At 38.4% G+C, this 19,414-nt stretch carries 16 protein-coding genes and 2 tRNA genes; 7 read left to right on the plus strand and 11 right to left on the minus strand.

What is annotated here, in order from left to right; genetic code table 11:
- Positions 1 to 259 precede the first annotated feature (259 nt).
- The 4 genes from I6F10_RS14865 to I6F10_RS14880 form a co-directional block, all read right to left on the minus strand.
- Entirely contained in the window at positions 260 to 1,501 is a 1,242-nt protein-coding gene (locus I6F10_RS14865) for an amidohydrolase family protein (RefSeq protein ID WP_165743792.1), read from the minus strand.
- A gap of 12 nt (positions 1,502 to 1,513) precedes the next feature.
- Positions 1,514 to 2,896: an amidohydrolase gene (locus I6F10_RS14870; protein WP_165743793.1), complete on the minus strand. Its 1,383-nt coding sequence runs from the start codon at positions 2,894 to 2,896 to the stop codon at positions 1,514 to 1,516.
- 100 nt (positions 2,897 to 2,996) lie between these two features.
- Positions 2,997 to 3,782: a hypothetical protein gene (locus I6F10_RS14875; protein ID WP_002962505.1), complete on the minus strand. Its 786-nt coding sequence runs from the start codon at positions 3,780 to 3,782 to the stop codon at positions 2,997 to 2,999.
- A 226-nt stretch (positions 3,783 to 4,008) separates the two neighbouring features.
- A complete protein-coding gene (locus I6F10_RS14880) occupies positions 4,009 to 4,701 on the minus strand; it encodes a hypothetical protein (protein WP_024603971.1) in 693 nt (230 codons plus the stop codon).
- A gap of 124 nt (positions 4,702 to 4,825) precedes the next feature.
- On the opposite strand from I6F10_RS14880, the gene I6F10_RS14885 reads away from it, so the two are divergent.
- Both I6F10_RS14885 and I6F10_RS14890 read left to right on the plus strand, forming a co-directional pair.
- A complete protein-coding gene (locus I6F10_RS14885; protein WP_165743794.1) occupies positions 4,826 to 5,698 on the plus strand; it encodes a fructosamine kinase family protein in 873 nt (290 codons plus the stop codon).
- A gap of 103 nt (positions 5,699 to 5,801) precedes the next feature.
- On the plus strand, positions 5,802 to 6,005 hold the full coding sequence (locus I6F10_RS14890) for a CPXCG motif-containing cysteine-rich protein (protein ID WP_002962509.1): 204 nt from the start codon (positions 5,802 to 5,804) through the stop codon (positions 6,003 to 6,005).
- Between the two features lies 1 nt (position 6,006).
- Here the strand turns inward: I6F10_RS14890 and I6F10_RS14895 are convergent, their stop codons facing one another.
- Positions 6,007 to 6,633, minus strand: coding sequence for a riboflavin synthase subunit alpha (locus tag I6F10_RS14895; RefSeq protein WP_165743795.1), 627 nt, complete (start codon positions 6,631 to 6,633; stop codon positions 6,007 to 6,009).
- 128 nt (positions 6,634 to 6,761) lie between these two features.
- On the opposite strand from I6F10_RS14895, the gene I6F10_RS14900 reads away from it, so the two are divergent.
- The 4 genes from I6F10_RS14900 (at position 6,762) to I6F10_RS14915 (ending at position 9,452) form a co-directional block, all read left to right on the plus strand.
- A complete protein-coding gene (locus I6F10_RS14900; RefSeq protein ID WP_165743796.1) occupies positions 6,762 to 8,132 on the plus strand; it encodes an MATE family efflux transporter in 1,371 nt (456 codons plus the stop codon).
- Complete coding sequence (locus I6F10_RS14905; RefSeq protein ID WP_165743797.1) at positions 8,095 to 9,159, plus strand: DUF3080 family protein; 1,065 nt, start codon at positions 8,095 to 8,097, stop codon at positions 9,157 to 9,159. Before I6F10_RS14900 ends, I6F10_RS14905 begins: the two co-directional genes overlap by 38 nt.
- Positions 9,160 to 9,272: 113 nt before the next feature.
- Positions 9,273 to 9,349: transfer RNA gene (locus I6F10_RS14910), tRNA-Val, on the plus strand.
- Between the two features lie 26 nt (positions 9,350 to 9,375).
- Positions 9,376 to 9,452 (plus strand) — tRNA-Val (locus I6F10_RS14915).
- A gap of 313 nt (positions 9,453 to 9,765) precedes the next feature.
- Here I6F10_RS14915 and I6F10_RS14920 read toward each other — a convergent pair.
- The 4 genes from I6F10_RS14920 to I6F10_RS14935 all read right to left on the minus strand — a co-directional run bounded on the left by I6F10_RS14920 (position 9,766) and on the right by I6F10_RS14935 (position 14,672).
- Positions 9,766 to 11,580, minus strand: coding sequence for a glycoside hydrolase family 9 protein (locus I6F10_RS14920; RefSeq protein WP_331461831.1), 1,815 nt, complete (start codon positions 11,578 to 11,580; stop codon positions 9,766 to 9,768).
- A 566-nt stretch (positions 11,581 to 12,146) separates the two neighbouring features.
- On the minus strand, positions 12,147 to 12,359 hold the full coding sequence (locus tag I6F10_RS14925; RefSeq protein WP_165743819.1) for a 2Fe-2S iron-sulfur cluster-binding protein: 213 nt from the start codon (positions 12,357 to 12,359) through the stop codon (positions 12,147 to 12,149).
- A 222-nt stretch (positions 12,360 to 12,581) separates the two neighbouring features.
- The gene (locus tag I6F10_RS14930; protein ID WP_165743798.1) at positions 12,582 to 13,526 is read right to left on the minus strand and encodes a siderophore ABC transporter substrate-binding protein; all 945 of its coding nucleotides are present in this window, start codon (positions 13,524 to 13,526) and stop codon (positions 12,582 to 12,584) included.
- A gap of 162 nt (positions 13,527 to 13,688) precedes the next feature.
- A complete protein-coding gene (locus I6F10_RS14935) occupies positions 13,689 to 14,672 on the minus strand; it encodes a LysR family transcriptional regulator (RefSeq protein WP_165743799.1) in 984 nt (327 codons plus the stop codon).
- A gap of 134 nt (positions 14,673 to 14,806) precedes the next feature.
- On the opposite strand from I6F10_RS14935, the gene I6F10_RS14940 reads away from it, so the two are divergent.
- A complete protein-coding gene (locus tag I6F10_RS14940; protein WP_231619975.1) occupies positions 14,807 to 16,879 on the plus strand; it encodes a TonB-dependent receptor domain-containing protein in 2,073 nt (690 codons plus the stop codon).
- A gap of 102 nt (positions 16,880 to 16,981) precedes the next feature.
- Here the strand turns inward: I6F10_RS14940 and I6F10_RS14945 are convergent, their stop codons facing one another.
- Together I6F10_RS14945 and I6F10_RS20295 are read right to left on the minus strand one after the other, a co-directional pair.
- The gene (locus tag I6F10_RS14945) at positions 16,982 to 18,976 is read right to left on the minus strand and encodes an FAD-binding oxidoreductase (protein WP_331461832.1); all 1,995 of its coding nucleotides are present in this window, start codon (positions 18,974 to 18,976) and stop codon (positions 16,982 to 16,984) included.
- A gap of 13 nt (positions 18,977 to 18,989) precedes the next feature.
- On the minus strand, positions 18,990 to 19,139 hold the full coding sequence (locus I6F10_RS20295; protein ID WP_231619976.1) for a hypothetical protein: 150 nt from the start codon (positions 19,137 to 19,139) through the stop codon (positions 18,990 to 18,992).
- Positions 19,140 to 19,414: the final 275 nt, after the last annotated feature.

Here is a 19,414-nt window from a genome sequence, read left to right on the forward strand (position 1 = left end):
CTGTTTAAATTCATTAAAGCTAGAGCGATAGGGTAATAGCTCTAGCTTGGCATACTGGCAGGATCAGTCAATAGCTAAAAAAGATCCTTAGAAAATAATTTGTCTTGGTGAATAGTTACAATATTAGTTTAAATTTAAAAGCCGCTTACTTGTAAAAGTAAGCGGCTTTTTTATGTCTAAACTTTACAAAAAAAGGCCGCTATCATTAGATAGCGACCTTTTTGATTAACCAAAACTATTTAAGTTATTTAAACTCTGATTACTTAGTATAAGCCCGTGGCATTTTTGAATCTGTTGTATAACGGTCACGCAGTTTATCTTGACGAGATTGTGTAGAAACCTCAACGCCATTAATAAACATTTTGCTCACATGGCTGCTTAGCTCAAACGGGTCATTACTCCATATTACTACATCAGCAGCTTTGCCAACTTCAAGGCTACCTGCATTAATGCCAAATACATCAGCAACGTTTGATGTAACCGCTTTTAACGCACCTTCTTGGCTCATACCGTACGACACAGCATTACCAGCATCAAAACGCAGCTGATAAATATTGTGACTTGCATCACCACCTACCGTTAATAATACTTTAACGCCTGCTTTTTCAAGCACACTTGCATTATCTAAACTTGCATGAAGCGAATCAAAGCTTCCTGGTAAGCTATCCATTGCACTAATAATCACTGGAATATTTGCTTTAGCAACGCGCTCTTTTACTACAACAGCGTCTTGTGCGCCGTTAAGTACTAAATTAATGCCAAATTGCTCTTTTACTTTAATTAGCTCAATAATATCAGCCGCACGCGAAACGCCAACCACTAATGGCATTTCACCACTGAGTACTTTAGCCATTACTTTATCTTCAGTACTTGGCTTGTCGTCATCTTTTTTCGCTTTTTTACCGGCTTTAGTTTTGTGCTCATCAAGCTTATTAATCAGTGTTTGCAAAGTAAAAGCACGTGAGCCTTTACTACGCTCACCTAAGTAAACAATTAAAGCCGCTTGTTTTTGCATGTCGCTGTCAAAACTACCACTTAAATCAACAACACTCGCAAGGCCTGAAAAAATGCTATCGCCGCCATGAGGAGTAATTACATCGCGTGTTACGCCGCCTTTACGAGCGTAAGGAATTAAGCTTGAATGTGCGTTGTAAGCAAGGCTTACATCAAAATCAATACCAGCTTTTTCTTCACCTGCATCGCGAGAGCCTGCAACTGCACTTACTTCAACCAAACCAAGTTGATTAATACTTGCTATAAAGCCAGGGGTTACAATTTGCCCCTTTGCATCAATAATTTGATCTACTTTAATTTCAGCTGGGTTAATCGCTGTGATTTTACCATCTGTCATTACAATGCTTGCCGCTTCTAATACACCTTGATCAGAAGACGTATGCAATGTTGCATTAATAATTGCTAGCGATTGTGCGCTTACAGCACCAGATGCTAATAATCCTGCAGCAACCAGAGAAAGCGAAAACGAACGTGATAAATTTTTCATTCTGGGTGCTCCTTATTGTTGACCTAACATAAAATCACTTGTTGCTTGGTACGCGCTGTCGTTTCTATCGTAAACCTTTGCACCATCAACAAACACTTGTTCAGCTTTAGCATAGACACTAAATGGGCTTTGATTCCAAATAACAACATCGCCCTGCTTACCCGCTTCTAGTGAACCTGTTTTGTCATCAATACCTAACGATTTAGCAGCGTTAGACGTGATCCATTTAATAGCGTGTTGCTCAGAAATATCAAAACCATTTTCGTTAGCTCGGTACATAACCTTGCCCGCTTCTTGGTTTAAACGCTGAATAGTAGTATCTGAATCTGAGTGAACAACTGCACACGAGTTTTTAACCGCATCAACAATAGCCACATTTTCTTGAACCATGTCGTAGGCTTCCATTTTAAAGCCCCACCAGTCTGGCCAAAGTGCAGCACACGAACCATTTTGCGCAAGTAAGTCAGCAATTTTATATGCTTCTACACCGTGGTGAAAAGTACCCGCGTGGTAACCAAATTCTTTTGACAGGTCAATCATCATTGCCATTTCTTCAGCTTTATAACAATGATTATGAATACGTACTTCGCCTTCAAGCACACCGCGAAGCGTATCGTGTTTAATATCACGTACTGGTGCTTCTGGGTTTAAACCTGCCGCGTAATCAGCATCGTACTTATCCCATGCACGTTTGTACTCAGCGGCTTCAGCCCACGCCATACGGTAACCAGCCATATTACCCATACGGGTTGAAGGCAATACACCTTGACGACCATAAACACGTTTAGGGTTTTCACCACACGCCATTTTTAAACCATACGGCGCCTCTGGAAATTTCATCCCTTGCATAGTGTGTGCTGGTACGTTTTTAAGCGTAACGCCGCGTCCACCAAATAAGTTAGCTGAGCCTGGTAAAATTTGTAGAGAAGTAATGCCGCCTTCGCGTGCACGATTAAAGCCTGGGTCTTGTGGCCAAACAGAATGCTCAACCCACACTTCTGCAGTGTTAGGGCTGGTCATTTCGTTACCATCTTGATGCGACTCGACCGACGGACTTGGGTATGCGCCTAAATGTGAATGTACGTCAATAATACCCGGTGTTACCCATTTCCCTTGTGCATCAATTGTAATATCAGCAGTGGCTGTTAAGTCTTTACCGACTTGTTGTACTTTACCATCAACAAGTAATACATCAGCCTCATCTAAACGCTCACCAGTACCTGTAAGTACTGTTGCATTTGTAATAAGAGTGCTTGATGTAGAAATTGGCTGATAAGTACTTGGGTAAGGATTTTTGTTAATTGTTATTTTATCGTCTTGTGGGCCGTTTTCTTGGCAGCCTACAAGTGCAGCAGCTAAGCCAACCGCTAATAAAGAAGGTGCAAATTTTTGCATGTTGTTTGGATCTCCTGTTTTTTTGCTACTTTAGCGAAACCTAAAGGATAAAGCCAAAAAAACAGGTGAAAACGCAGTTAATTAAGATGAATTTCTGTAATTATTTCTTTATATAATTGTTATACAGCTTTTCAAGCGCACCTTCGGTGGTAAGCGAGGGATCTTTACTAATAAAGTGCTTAACCGTACGCGTTACAAAATCAGAGTTTTGCTTATGTAGCTTTGAAAAATCTTTAATAAGTGTATTACCATCTTTAGCCGCAGTAACTTTGTCATGACGATGACGATACTGGCTCAATGCTTTATTAAAATCGCCTTGATAGTCTTCAACCAAAATTTTATAAAAGTCGCTTTTTTGAACATTTAAATCGTTAATGCAGTAATTAAGCGCCTCTTTAAAGTCGGTAAATATCATGCCTTCTACATCAAACTCTTTTGTTTTTTCGCGCACGGCTACTTTGGCATCTTCTGTGGCATAGCTAAAACCCGTAAAGGCTAAACGCTCAGCGGCTTCTTTGCCTAATTTCATACCCGCTTGAATACTATGGGCAAACTCGTCGCTCATGTCGCCAAGTTCGCTTTCTTCCCACATGTTATAAACGCGCAATGGTTTAGCATATTTATTTGAGAGCTTTTTTTTAAGCTTGGTAAAGCGCTCATCAATCGTCATCAGTCTTTCGTTATGTAAAAGTGCATGGCACTCATAACACGCAGGGATAGAGATAAAGTCAGCCTCTTCACCTAAATCAACAATACTTTGTAGCATATGCAGTGGCGGACAATGATCGCGCTCTGTCGCTTCACAGCCACAATAAAAACACTGATTAAAATGCTGCTGATCGCACGCGTATGCTTGCTGATAATAACTGGCTAACGTTTTGCTCACCGTTGCTCCTAAAAAAACACGACTAAATTATGGGGGCGATAATAACAGCCTGAAAAAATAAGTTATACCAATTGCATTAAATTAGTGCTCTATTATTTTGCTAAGAAAATAGTGCAATAACAGGCACAAATAACAACGTGTAGTTATTCTATACAAATAATTTTTAACGCAGTAAGTACACTATTTAATGCAATAGAATGATTATGTTTTTTATTAGTCGCTAGATTTAAATAACGGCCGCTATTAAACCAAATAAACCACCAAACACACCGCCCCATACTACAAGCCAACCTAGGTGCTCGCGGATCATGGTCTGAATAATCTCTTTAACCATTTTAGGAGTAAGCTCATCTAAGCGCTCATCAACTAGTTTAAGCACCGTTTTATGTAGGCTTTCTGCGCTATTACCTTGTGAAAGTGTTTGGCTTACTAATGCTTTAAAGTCGTCAGTTTGAGAAATCTCACTAAGCGACAACTGCATTTTTTCAATAAACTTTTCACGCATCGGCTCTATTGCCGCTGTACCGCCAAACATTCCTAGCATACTACCAAACTGAGACTGCTCTATTACCTCTAACAAATTGTCGAATGCAGGGTTTAAATCAACATTGCTAATTATTGGCTCAAAGTCGATATTGGGCTGTGCTTTATTGAGTAAATTATTAATTTTTTGCTCTGAAAAAAACTCCGTTAATATTAAGTTTCGTATAGCGACTTTAAAGCTTTCAAACTTAAGCGCTATAACACCTGAACCATATAAAAACGGGACTTTTTCGAATAACATATGAATAGCTAATAAATTAGTTACCGCGCCAGAAAGTGCAAATAAACCAACAGACAACACAATTGCTTGGTTAAACATAAAACCTACAACAACACATAAACCCGCTAGCAAATTGGTTATTAAACTTTTGTTCATTTTAACTCCACTACAGTAAGTGTAATTTTATTCAATATAGCCGTTAATTTTACAACGTTTAGATTGTTAAATTAATACCTTTTTGCCATAGTTTAAGTATCTGTTTAAAAGGCGAGCAATTGTTATGTGGAAAACAGTAAATGAGCACATCAGCCAAGCCATTAATTTTGACTTTAAGCACACCTACAAACGCCAATTACAAAGTACAAACACCGACAAACTATTTCATATTACCAATGGTACGCATAACTACTTCGTTAAAATAGCACTAAAAAGTGAGCTCGAGCGTTTAGAAAGTGAATTTATTGGCTTAAAGCTTTTGACGCAAAATAGTAACTTTAAAGTACCTGAATGTATTACAACTGGTGCAAATATAGAGTTTTCGTTTATTGTTTTACAATGGCTTGTTTTAGATAAACAACCCCACGACACGTGGACCAATATGGGACGCAACCTCGCTAAAATGCATCAAAAACATGACCAAGCTATGTTTGGTTTTGATGTTGACAATTACCTAGCCACAACCACACAGCCAAACCGCTGGCACAAAAAGTGGGATGTATTTTACGCCGAAGAACGTATAGGGTGGCAATTACAGCTACTCGCTGAAAAAGGCATTAACTTTATTGAGTCCGAACGCTTAATTAATACCGTAAAAGAGCAACTACATAGCCATCAAGTACAACCTTCATTACTGCATGGCGATTTTTGGCGTGGAAATATGGGCTTTTTAAAAGCAGAACCAACAATATTTAACCCGGCTTGTTATTATGGTGATCGGGAAGTAGATATTGCAATGAGCGAACTATTTGCCCCCCTGCCTAAAGACTTTTATAGCGCCTATAACGCGCACTACCCGCTTTCTCAAAATTACGAAAAACGTAAGTTAATATATCAGCTATACCCCATTTTAAATCACGCCAATATCTTTGCAGGTCACTATCTTACTGAAGCTAAACAACATATAGAAAAGCTGGTATTTGAAGGTATAAAATAAGTGTCATAAGCTGCATTTCAACACTATATTTAATGAGTAAGTAGGGGTTCATCTGTAAGCGATTAAGTTGAACCTAACTTAATTATTTATAACTGGAGTGATTATGAAAGATTTTTTATCACAACGAATAACGTGCCCACACTGCGGTCACCACATACATCTAGACCTAGACGCAAGCAGCGGCGATCAAGACTATATAGAAGATTGCACTGCCTGCTGTAACCCAATTCATTTAAATATGCATATAGACCATGCTAACAATAAATTGGAGCTACACGTAGACAGTGACGACGAACAAATATTTTAACTTAAGCCTGATGGCGTAAGTAGTTCTCTACCGTATTTACAATAGTGTAAGTTTGCTGATCAACTTCAATATTAAACTTGTCACCCACTTGCGCTGCACCAATGTTTGTAATGGCGAGCGTTTCCGGAATTAGGTGTATCCAAAAACCTTGTTCATCAACTTCGCCTACGGTTAAGCTTGCGCCATTTATAGCAACAAAGCCTTTATATAACACGTACTTTTGCCACTCTTTTGGCAAGCTTAATTGTATTTTGCAGTTATTCTCAAGCTTCACTATTTGAGAGATTTGTGACGTACAATGAATATGCCCAGACACTATATGCCCACCAAGCTCAGTACCAAACGTAACAGAGCGTTCGTAATTTACTAAACTACCTAGCTCAAGCAGGCCTAAATTGGTTAACTTTAGCGTTTCATCAATCACATCAAAATGCACTTGCGCCACCACATCATGATTACTTAGCTCAACTTGCACAACAGTTAAACAACAGCCATTAATAGCAATGCTTGCGCCTAAATCTAAATGCTTAACGTACTCATCGCCCACCGATACAACTAAGCGTAACACACCATCAGTTTGAGTTTTAGAGACCACTGTTGCTTGTGTTTGCACTATTCCTGTAAACATAAAATCACTTAAAATTATTACAAAGTGCTAGTTTAACGTATCAACTCATAAAATCATTCACTACTATGATTTTTATTTGAAACGCAATGGATTACAATTGTCGCCTGTTTTATTTAGTAGCTTTTTTTATGACCTTTTGCAATTGGGAAGCCAAGCGTTTACTTTCCCTAGCCTTACCTGTTTTTTTAGCACAAGTTACACTTATTTTAATGTCGGTAGTCGACACAATTATGGCTGGCCAAGTTAGCCCTACTGACTTAGCTGCACTTTCTATTGCAACAGGGATATGGAACCCATTATTACTGGCTCTGCAAGGTATTTTATTAGCGCTCACTGGTATTATTGCGCAGTTTTCGGGCAGCGATGACCGCAAAGGCATTAGTCACTATTTTCAACAATCACTTTATTTAACCGCTATTTTAAGCTTTACAGGTTTTGGTATTGCCCATTTAGCAGATGCCATTATTTTAAAGCTCGATACAACGCCTGCTATTGCAAACCTTGCCATTGACTACATCCATTTTGTGAAATGGGGTGTGTTTGGGTTTTTAATTTTTACAGTATACAGAAACGTTACCGAAGGCATGGGGATGACCAAACCCGCCTTTTACATAAGCCTATTAGGTTTAGCCGTTAATATTCCAGTAAATTATATTTTCATAAATGGCTTATTTGGTTTTCCCGCTTATGGCGGCGCAGGCTGTGGCATTGCCACAGCAATTGTTTTAACTGTTATGGCAATAGCACAAGTTACTTACTGCCAAATGAGTAAAAAGGTAGATGCTAAAGGCCTGCTTTCATCATTCGGAAAACCTAATTTCACTACCATTGGTATTATTACTAAGCTAGGTATACCAATTTCACTAGCCACCTTTTTTGAAGTCACTTTATTTGCGTGTATACCGCTATTTATTGCGCATTTAGGTGCAGTGGCTGTGTCGGGGCATCAAATAGCAGCGAGTGTAACTACATTGCTTTTTATGATGCCGCTGAGCCTCTCTATCGCTATAAGTATTCGTATTGGTAATCTATATGGTCAAAATAATTTACAGCAGTTAAAAGTTGCCGTATCGACTAGTTACATATTAGCTATTGTAATTGCACTATTTTTGGCACTTATGACTTTTACAGGTCGTGATTTAATTAGCCAACTTTATACCGACAGCCCCGCTGTAATGGCTCTGGCTTCATCAATTATGATACTAGCGTGTGTCTACCAGTTACCCGATGCATTACAGGTTGCTGCAAATGGCATGCTTCGTGGGTTAAAATACACCACGCCTATATCGTATATTACGTTTATATCGTATTGGTTAATCGGTTTTTGTTTAGGTTACGTATTAGCAAGAACAGACATAATTGTGCCAGCTATGGGGCCGCATGGCTTTTGGGTTGGAATAATAGTAGGCCTTAGTGTCGCTGCTATTTTATTAATGCTAACAGTAAGAAAGCGTCTAAAATATGAATTTGCTAACAGTGATTCACTCAATCAAAACTAATAAGATCAGCCTTAAATCATTACCAGCTGCTTTGTTGGTAATGTGTTTTTTAATGCTTACAGGCTGCAACAAACCACAAAGTACTGTAAACGCTACTTATATTGAACGCTTAAGTAGCACAGTTAATGCAAGCCCAACACAGCCTAAGCCGCTCAAGCAACTCCCTTTACTGCAGCCTCCCCCAATAGCACAAAGTGACTTAACACTGAGTATTGTGGAGCTTGCAGGCATTAGCCAATGTAAGCTTAACGTGCTTATAAGTGAGCACAATAACCAATTAGGAAAAACAGCCAGCGCTGCTGGGCAATTAAAGTATCAAATAAACTTTATTAAAAGTACGCAGGTTTGCTTAAATACGCTTGATAAAAATAGCCCTAGTTACACAAAAATACTCGCAGCCAAAAACTATAAAGAAACACACCTAATGTACTTTTTTAATACCATGTTATTTAGAGAACCTGAGTTAAATCGTACCTGGCAACTCACCTCAAACGAGCTCACTACTGAACCCGCTGGTTTTAGCGATACCGTATTTGCGCTAAAGCAACTTGTACTCATTAAGCAGCAAATTAAAGCTAAAGAGTTTAGTACAATTAATAGCGATTCTATTTTTAGCGCACTCGAGCAGCTTAATAAATTTCAATTTAACCAAGCACTCATTCAATCAGTCCGTATGCAGGTCGTGTTAAATAACAACGCCACACAGTTTGTACAAACACTAAACTTTAATACGCTGTGCCCAGAGGATAAAAATAATAAAAACGCAAAAATCATAAGCAACGTATTTCAAAAGTTTTACCTAAAAGAAATTCAGCCCTATCAAGCGCAATTAACTGGTTATCTAGAGGTACTGCAACCACTTTATAACGAGCTTTGGTTTAACGAAAGTATCTCAAGCCCTCAAATTAATAACTTAGTAAAAACGGGCTCGACAAGTAACTTACTGAACTTACTTAAAAGCTCAGCTAAAAAACATGTGGTTTGGTGGCAAGGTTTTTATAAAACGTGTGAAATAAGCCCAATATGAATAAAAAAACGGCAAATAAACTCAAAAACAACAAACTTGCTTGATTCACCAACCGCCACGCTATATATTAGCCGCCGTTGTTAAGCAATTAACACTTACTTAAATAAAGTAATACGACTGTAGCTCAGCTGGTTAGAGCACTACCTTGACATGGTAGGGGTCGGTGGTTCGAATCCACTCAGTCGTACCAAAATTTAAGAACCCTAAAAAAATTGTACGACCGTAGCTCAGCTGGTTAGAGCGCTACCTTGACATGGTAGAGGTCGGTGGTTCGAATCCACTCGGTCGTACCAATTAAACTCTATATTTCAAACAGTTAAAAAACCCTATTCAATCTACTCGTTTGATTTTTTGTTGAAAATTAAATTCTTAGTTTTTTATTATTTTGTATTCAAAGTTTTAAAATAATGAGAGCCAAGCCTCAAAAGATCATCTTAAAAATTCCAGTTTTTATCGATTTGTGCCCAAACTTGTGCCCAAGCGCCCAAAGCACATTTTTAGCTCTTTAATCCACCTCAAAATTAGACCCCTACCCCTGATAATTACAAGTCAAATTATAAGATTGAATGGCAATGTATAAATACAGCACAACAGGGAATGACAGCTCTAGGCTATCTGCTCTACTTCTACTAGCGTAAAGTAAGGAAACACACCGCATACTATTGAACACAACTGGTAAGCTAAAGCTTTATACCAGTGATTTATAACTATAATAAAAAGATTCAAGTAAGTATCCCGGCTAACAAACGCTCCTAGCACATATACAAGAGGCGCATTCCAATTAATTGCCACTTCGTTCGTTGAGTAACTACACCAGCTATCGCTGTATGATTTTGCAGGTTCGTTGGAATCATAGTTACACTCATCCTGCTGCCCAGCTTGGGGACCGCCAACTAACATACCTGGTACTGGAGCTGTAATGCCATCACTTTGTGAAATTCGATGATGCGGGTGTTGTGGTGTTTTATCACCAAAACCAGTAACAAACGAATACCCTGTTGGGTTGCGTCCTAAAATGTAATCAACAAGCCCTTGCGCAGCCTTTAAGTACTGCGAATTATTATTTAACTCAGCGGCTTGTAGCAAAACTATTGCTTTATTTAACGCTGCTGAATTACTTCCCCACACAAAGTCAGACTTTTCCATCGCAACAATATATGGGCTATTTTTATGTTGTTTTAAATACACATCAGCTAAGTGTTTTTGCTTTATTTTAAGATCTTCGTATTCTTGTTCACTCAATAAATCTTTTGCCTTAAACAGTAAACTGCTTAAAGAAAGATACGATACATTTCTCCATGAAGGAGCTGAATAATGAATATTTATCTCTTTGTAAGTATTATAAAAACCTTTATCTCTAGTTGTTATAAATAACTCTGCAGCGGCCCAAGCAAACTCATCTTTTAGCTGATTATCACCATACTCTCCACTTTTAATATCATCAGGTTGCTCATAATATTGGGTTTGATTTTCAAGCGAGTACTTCCATGCGTTAATTGCAGCCGCTAAATATTGCTTACTTTTATTGGGATAATAGGGAGCAAGTACTCTACTGGCCACCGATAACGTCGCGGCAAAATCAAGGCTAGCCGCTGTGCTTTTTCCTATCATGTAGCGCGCTCTTTTATCTTCATGCGGCATTTCATAGCCTGGCCATTCACGCGTTGTGAGTTTATGATAAACACCCCCATCATCGCTTTGCATAGTGATCAGCCATTCAAGGTTCCATAGTGCTTCGTTTATAATATCGGGGACGTCATCTGACGATTCAGGGATGTTTAATATTTGCTTTTGATACACTTCAGGGTAGTGCTCAAACGCCGCAAGTAATGTGTACGTGGTAATACCAGAATTAACAACATACTTACCATAATCGCCCGCATCGTACCAGCCTTTTTGAGATTGCACCTCTTTCGCTTTAAAGTCATCGCCTTGCTCTGCTGATGAGTGATAAAGCACGTCGTCGTCTTTATGCCCTAAAGGCCGCGCATAAATACCTGCATACTTTTTCTCTATTACAATACTTGAACGATTTAAGTAATAGTATTTTAACGCCGCTGTATGAATCGAGTCATATACATGATTATTAATTGAGAATACGGCAGAATCTCTCACTCCTTTTACACGTAAAAGGTAATCTCCTGGTGTTACAATATCTGTAAATTCAGCGCGTTTAAAGGTGTCATTTCCTGAGTTGTCCCACATTTTAGCGTGTGATAACTGGCCGCTACGTATTATTTTATTAGTATTTACATCCACTAAATCATAAGTAGTCGCGGTTACATTTGGCACTATTGCTATTTTTTCGCTATTAACTAAATAACCAAGCTGATTAACTGCTATTTTTTGATTAGATGACTCTGTGCTCAGTTTACTAAAATCATCTTGTACTACCGCCGTGCATGCACTCAAGAAAAGCACAGCGATTAACGTTAATTTTAAAACAACATTTTTCAGGTATATCTGATAGTGACTTCCTCAAAATTATTTCTTATACATTTAATCAGTTAGTTGTGAACTGCGATAAAAATGAATTTAAACTTGATACCAAACTAAATCAAGCAATTACTTTACCTGTTTCAGAATCAGTGTTTAATGATGTGTCATCTAAACTAAGAACATATCTTGTTCTAGCGCGGAATGAAAATCTTTACGAAATACATAAAGAGTAGACAACTAAACTATCGAACTATTTTACTGCTAAAAACTCTGCAGACAGGCAAATAAGGAGCCTAGATGAATACGTGCAAACCTTGCTAGAAAATCCGAAATTAGAAGCTAAATACACTGGTAATGCATACATTACACACAAACAGAAAAACCATAGACTACATGGTGTAATCATTGTTGATACCCCGAAAAAGTTAAGAAGTTATAGTATTCGTTAGAGGCAAGAATGTACTGCAATCACACGTTTATTTTGTATCAATAGTGAGCCTTTATTGCCCTACAATGATAAAAGCTGAAGATTTATATTTTGAAAAAAACTACAGCTCTAAATCAAGCTCCTCAATGCCTTTAGCAGGTACGGCGCAGCAAATAAGCGCCTGGCCTGTTTCTGCTGGGTAACTTACGTTATTGCGATAAACCACAGCGCCTGCATTTATTCTTACGGCGCAACTGCCGCAGCTACCGTTTCGACAGCCAAATTCAGGTTCTAAACCATGGGATTGGGCTACATTAAGTAAATAATTAATTATTACCTGTGGAGTTTAAAAATTCTCAGCTCTAAATGTTTAGTGTGGGTTGACCAGTACAAGTGGAGTTAGCTATGTATTGCAGATTTTAAAAGTTCTGAGCTAAATTCTATTTATGAGCACCAGATATGCCGCTCATTTCAATTTTTCGCTATCAGTTTTGTATCTAACTAAAGTGAATTGGTGAGCAAATATTCATAATCAGCTCACCTTTAATAAAAATGTTTACCAAATAGTATTTAACTCGTTAACGGTATTAAGAACACTCGCATAGCCGCCTGTTATTACATACCATTGCGTTGGGTTTAAGTAGTAAACATGTTTTTGTTGCCACGCTTGAGAGTTTTCTATAAACGGTGCTTTTGCTAAAGCTTGCTCAATATTGCTTTGCCCACCAGTTGCTAAACCTCTGTCGAGTATAAACAGCCAATTTGGTTTTGTTGCCATATAATCCTTTGTTAATACTGCAGCTTGTTTGGCTTTTTGCACTTTAGTTTGGCTTTTATCGTTATCTTTTAGCTGCGGTTTATTAATTTTATTTGGGCTTTTTATACCAAGTAGTTCATACACCATACCAAATCTGTCTCCAGGTAAGTGCGCAATAAACATATCTTTTACAGTAAATAAAACAAGCCCTGGCCCTTTACCCATTGCTTTAGCCTGTAAAGCATTAATTTTATTATTTAGATTGTTCCACAATAACTTTGCTTGCTGTTGTTTTTCAAAAACATCACCCAGTAATATAATATTTCTTTTAATATTAGAGACAAAATCATCGGAACTTAATGTTAAATCGATGGTAGGTGCAATTGCAGTTAATTTATCTAATGCTCTACGGCTGCGTGGTCCGACTATAATTAAATCAGGTTTAATTTTATGAAGTGCCTCAAAGTCTGGCTTAAATAAGCTACCCGCTGCTGCTTTGTTTGGGGAGTTATAATGAGCTAAATATTCAGGAAACACCCCCTTAGCAACCGCTGTGACATCAACATCAAGTGCTGTTAATGTATCAAGTACTCCTAAATCGTATACAACAACTTTTATAGGCTTTTGTTTTATAACAACTTGGGTATTCCCTTGGTTAATTGTTATTGGGTAATTAGCAAAGCTAGCTACTGAGAAAAAACTACAACCAGCTATAAAAAACATTTTTATTAGTATGCCGTACATTTATATTTCCTTTTTAATTTATGAACATATTAAGGATATGCTAGCATGTCACACATCAAATGATAATGAGTAGCATTTACTTTTATTGATTAAAAAGCGGTTTTTTACGTTGCAGTTTCTAAAACACTTAAAATAAATTGCCTAAGTAATACTAAATAAAATTTACATTTCTTGGCAAAGCTCATTATCCCATTCCTGCGGTAAATTGCTTTTTATATGCTCTATAAAAGCACGCTGCTTTTTGGCTAATTTGCCAAAAGGATAACATAACCAAATAGGAACAGGATGACCTACCCAGTCTTTTAAACAACGCTCAAAGCATTCGGGGTGGGCATTAAGACGCATGTTTGCTTGCCATAGAGGTAATAAACCAAGCCCATGTCCTTGGCTTATTGCATCTCCTTGTAACACCAATTGATCTGACTGAATTCGTGACGAAGGAACTCGTACACTTAATGTTTCTCCTCCTTGGTTTGTCATAACGAACTGCTCATTTTTATTGCCAATTAATTGTAACCAGTGAGTATTTATTAAATCTTCCGGTGAGTTAGGATAGCCATTACACTTAAAGTAATCTTTACTACCAAATACCCCCTGCCAAAGAATACAGAGTTTTTCTTGGCGTTGGCTGGATTCAGGTAACTGCCCCATACAAAGCAAAATATTGTCTTGCCATTGGTTTGAGTCAGCTTTTATATCTGTTTTAAGAGTCACGCTAACATCTGGAAAGCGCGTTAAAAACTGAGTAACAACATCACCTAGCCATCCTCTTAATAAGCCAGTATCAACATAGATAACGACTTCACCCTGTATTTTTTCATCTAAGGTATCTAATTCTTGTTTAGCTTCTTTCGCTATACCTAGTATTTGCTCACAATAATCGTAAAAACACAGCCCCGCCTCTGTAGGCACCAAGCTGTTAGACATTCTTTTAAGTAAAATACTCCCCACATCTTGTTCTAAGTTTTTAAGATGTCGGCTAATAGTTGATTTAGACAACTGCAGTGTTTTTGCCGAATTTGATAAGCTTCCTGAACTAACCACAGAGACAAAACTACGTAATTCTTTAAATTGAGGCATTGCAACATCCCTACTGCGTTTAATACGCTCAGTGACGGCTAATTTACATGCTAATAAATTAGCCATTACACGAGCTAACGATCAACATGTGTTGCAACTTTGGCAACACATTGTTCCATTTAATTTCCTTTACATGATAACAATAAGTATTATCATTTGCACTCTTGAATTTAGGCCTACATGTAAAGGAGAACATTTTAATGTCCAAACGATCAATGTCGAAGTTAGTACCATTGACCTGTAAAAAGTTACCTCTCACTATTTTGATCCCTATAGCCATGGGCGCTTCAGCGGCAGAAAAAACAAATGAAATGGAAACAATGGTTGTAACAGCAACCGGTTATCAGCAGAAAATTATAGATGCTCCTGCATCTATTTCGGTCATATTACAAGAAGAGCTACGTAAACAATCTTATACCACAGTTGTTGATGCTGTTCGCGATATACCAGGCGTATATGTAACTGGTGGCGGTAATATGCAAGATATTAGTATCCGTGGTATGGATGATCAATACACATTATACCTTGTCGATGGTCGCCCTCTTTCGGCAGGTCGTTCAGTAAATACTAATGGCTCAGATGGGGGTAAACAAATAGGTATTCCACCACTTGCAATGATTGAACGTGTGGAAGTTATTCGTGGTCCTATGTCATCACTTTACGGCTCTGAAGCAATGGGCGGAGTGATTAACATTATTACTCGTACGGCTCCACAGCAATGGGCCGCAAGCTTAGCCGCAAGCTATACTTCATCTATGAATGATGTAAGTAATGATCAATACAATACCGACTTTTACGCTGGCGGTGCGCTGATTAAAGATGTATTAGGCATAGAGCTTACAGGCTCAATACAACATACAGATGAAAGTGATTACTCTGGCGGTGGCGACGCTACTGCTAGCCGTCCAGACTCAGATACAACCCAATTTGGGGTTAAATTTAACTGGGCCGTTGATGATAAAAATAAGATGAGCCTAGCCTACGATACATCAAATATTGATTTTGAGCATACACCAGGTAACTCAATAGCTATTGATGCAGAAGGCTCACAGTACGAATTTGAAAAACAAATGTACTCCCTCACCCATATGGGAAATTACGGAAAATTAACAACAAACACTTATCTTCAGCAAGATTTATCTGAACGCGTGCAAGATGAAGATAAAAAAGAAGAAATAATTACGTTTAATACATCTGCAACTTATGCAGCAGAGCAACATATTTATACTGTGGGCGCACGATATAAAACCGAAGAACTTGTTGACGAAACGAATGGTTTGCTAGATGCTAACGTGGCTATTGCCAGTGATACAGTTGACCGATGGATTGGGGCTTTATTTACTGAGGTTGAATGGAACTTTATAAAAGACTTATCCATAACTACCGGTTTAAGATACGATAACGATGAACAATTTGGTTCTCATTGGTCACCTAGGATTTATGCTAACTGGCATGCAAATAACCGCTTTACTGTTAAAGGAGGGATTTCTACAGGGTATACTCAGCCTTCATTATCTCAAGCTACCGCTGGCTTTGGTCGAGGCACAGGTGGGGGCGGATCTCCTAACCTATCTCCTACTGGAACATCCATTTCACGTGCCCTGATAATAGGTAACCCTGACTTAGATCCAGAAACTAGCGTTAACTACGAAGTTAGTTTTATTTATAACGATCCTAAAATTGGACTATCGACCAGCTTAACGTTTTATCATACTGATTTTGATGATAAAATAGCAGAAGATCGCTACTGTATTAGTGAAAATATTGATAGAAATGATTTTGAAAACTATCAATGTGAATTCAGTGGGAACACTTATCAATTTTTGAGTACGCAAAAAAATATTTCAGAGGCCGAAATGCAAGGGGTAGAAGCGACTGTAAACTACCGTATTGCCGACAACCTTCGCTTTAAAGCTGACTACTCTTTTACTGACTCTGAGCAAAAATCAGGAGACTTTGCGGGTGAGCCTTTAAATAAAATACCCAAGAGTATGGCTAATGCAACCTTAAACTGGGATGCGAGTGACACAATAAATTTATGGAGTCGTGTAAATTACCGTGGTGAAACCACTGACTATTTAAGCCGTACAAGCTTAAGTGATGGTACACCCGGCTACACCATGATGGACATAGGCGCACAATATTGGATGACTGATGAGCTGAAAGTAATGGCCGGTTTATACAATGTTACAGACCGTGTAGTGACCAATGAAACCTACGGCGTTGTGCTAGACGGAAGAAGGCTTACGGTCAGTTTTAATTTTGAGTTTTAATAAAAGTAATTCAACGGAGCGTTTTTAAAACGCTCCGTTGTTTAACAAAAACAGTTGTTTTAGCGCATAATTTTGTATTTAAAAGCGCTATATTTCAAAATACTACAGCTCTAAATCAAGCATCTCAACGCCTTTAGCAGGTATGGCGCAGCAAATTAGCGCCTGCCCTGTTTCTACTGGGTAACTTACGTTATTGCGATAAACCACAGCGCCTGCGTTTATTTTTACAGCGCAACTACCGCAGCTGCCGTTGCGACAGCCAAACTCAGGTTCTAAACCATGGGATTCGGCTACATTTAGTAATGTATTGTCACCTTTGTTCCACCGCTGCTCAAAACCCGATTTACTGAATTTAATTACAGTGTTGTCTGCTTCTTCTACGCTAATCTCTTTGCTTTTATTAGGCGTTTCGTTTGTGTTAAGCACTTTTCGCTTAATAATGGAGGGCCCGAATGCTTCAGCAAATATGTTTTTATCCTGCACACCGAGCAATAACAGCTCGTTATAGACGTGCTGCATAAACGCTTTTGGTCCGCATAAAAAGAACTCGTAATCATCAAGTGGTAAATAGTATCTAAACACATCCGCATTTATTCGCCCTTTTAAATCAAAGCTTTCGTCTTTTAAATTAAGGCCCTCATCTTTTACGTTAAAGCCATTGCCTTGTTTTTCATCAAGCTCAGGCTGAGATAAAAGTGAGTAGTAATCAATTGCGCCGCCACTCGTATCAGCAAGCGTTTTTAGCTCGTTATAAAACGCACGCTGCTGTTTATTTTTAGCACTGTGAAAAATATGCAAAGGGCGTGTATAGCGGGTTCTCAACCCTTCATTGGCAATGTGTTTAGCCATTGAAACCATGGGTGTAATGCCTATTCCGCCACCAATGAGTACCGCTGGTTTAGTATTGATTGAGTCAATAAAAAATTGCCCTTGTGGGTATTTAGCTAAAATAACGTCACCTACTTTTACGTTATTATGAAAGTAGTTAGACACCTCGCCATTAAGCTCTTTTTTAATCGATAACCGATAAAATAGTTCATGCGGGCTCGATGACTCGGTGTAGGTTCTAATAACAGGTTTGCTATTACTGTTTTTGCTATTGCGACTATTTTTACTTGGTAATTGTACAGTTAAATGCTGCCCAGCTTTAAACGGTAACAAGGTTGTATTGTTATGCCCTTCTAAATAAAAGGAGGTAATTACATTACTTTCTTTTATTATTTTAGTTACTTTAAAAGGCTGCCAAGTATGTTTTAGTTTTTCGGCTTGTTTGTTTTTATCAGCCTCAAGCCACGTGCCCGTCATTTTAGTGTTAGGGGAATAAGCATCAAATTTAGCACTAAACGGGAGTAAGTTTTTAAGCCACATTCCTTTAGTGAGGGTAAATTTCCAGCCTCGGTCTGCGCCAATAAAGCCCTCTAACTCTGGATGCCCGTCCCATAAAATTTCAACGCTGCCAGTAAGCATTAATACATTACCCGTGTCAAAATCAGGAAATAACAAACCTGCTTTTGGGTTTAATAAAAAGTTACCCAAGGTATTAAAAAAATTGTTACCTGCGTAATCAGGAATCGTTAATGTGTTGCCTTCGCGCTTTACAAAACCCGGCAACCCACCACGGTGAGAAACATCAACCCCTTCAATTTTTGGATTGTTTTTTGCGGTTATAAAACTCGATACAAAAAATGTATCGGTGGTGTCAATTAACGCACTGGCTGCGTTATCAATTGTATTAAATTCAACTTTTTGTACTGCACTACTTTTAACTAAAGGATCTCTATTAAACGTTAAGTCGCGCGTTTGAATATATTGCGGGCAATTTCCAAAAGATTGATCAACATTAAAACTCACCTGATTATCACTAATTGCCTCACCTACGCGCACATTTAAACGGTTACGCCTACGCGTGCTTAGCTCAATGCCTAATAAACCAATTGGCGAGCCGGCAATATTTAACGTGCCATGTAAGGGGTCGTTTTTATCAACCGCGTGCGTCATTAATAACGACCTAGGTGTGGGGGCGCTTAAAAAGCCTGACTGCCATGAAACAATAGATACCCACACATCGGCATTTTCATCAACACTGCCTGCAACCACAAATGGTAACTGCTCAAAAAAAGGCCTGATGCTGCTCTGGCATAAATGAGCGCACGGCACGTTTGCCAAATGTTGCCATTATTTCTCGTTTACCGAGCTTGTCTTGTATTGCCAGCTCGCCTTCGTGAAAAGGTGAAGCATCTATTGAGTTTGTGTTTATCATTTTGCCCGTGAGAGTACGTGTACGTATTTTATGGGCTAAATTTAACTCAATATACAATCAATGATAATGGGTGTTTTATTGACTGATAATGCACAAAACAATGACAATACTTGCACCCTCTTAGTGCCAGGCGCGCACCAACATATGTCAAAACGAGTTTTTCATTCACTCTAAAAACATATTAAATAGTATTTAAACAATAACTTAAAAAACTGGCTATGTTTTTGCAAACACTCTATTAACAAGCCCGTTTTACTTACGGCAACAAATTTAGG

Origin of the sequence: Pseudoalteromonas sp. SWYJZ98, assembly GCF_015864495.1 — a bacterium.
In the GTDB taxonomy this organism is placed as follows: Bacteria; Pseudomonadota; Gammaproteobacteria; order Enterobacterales; family Alteromonadaceae; genus Pseudoalteromonas; species Pseudoalteromonas distincta.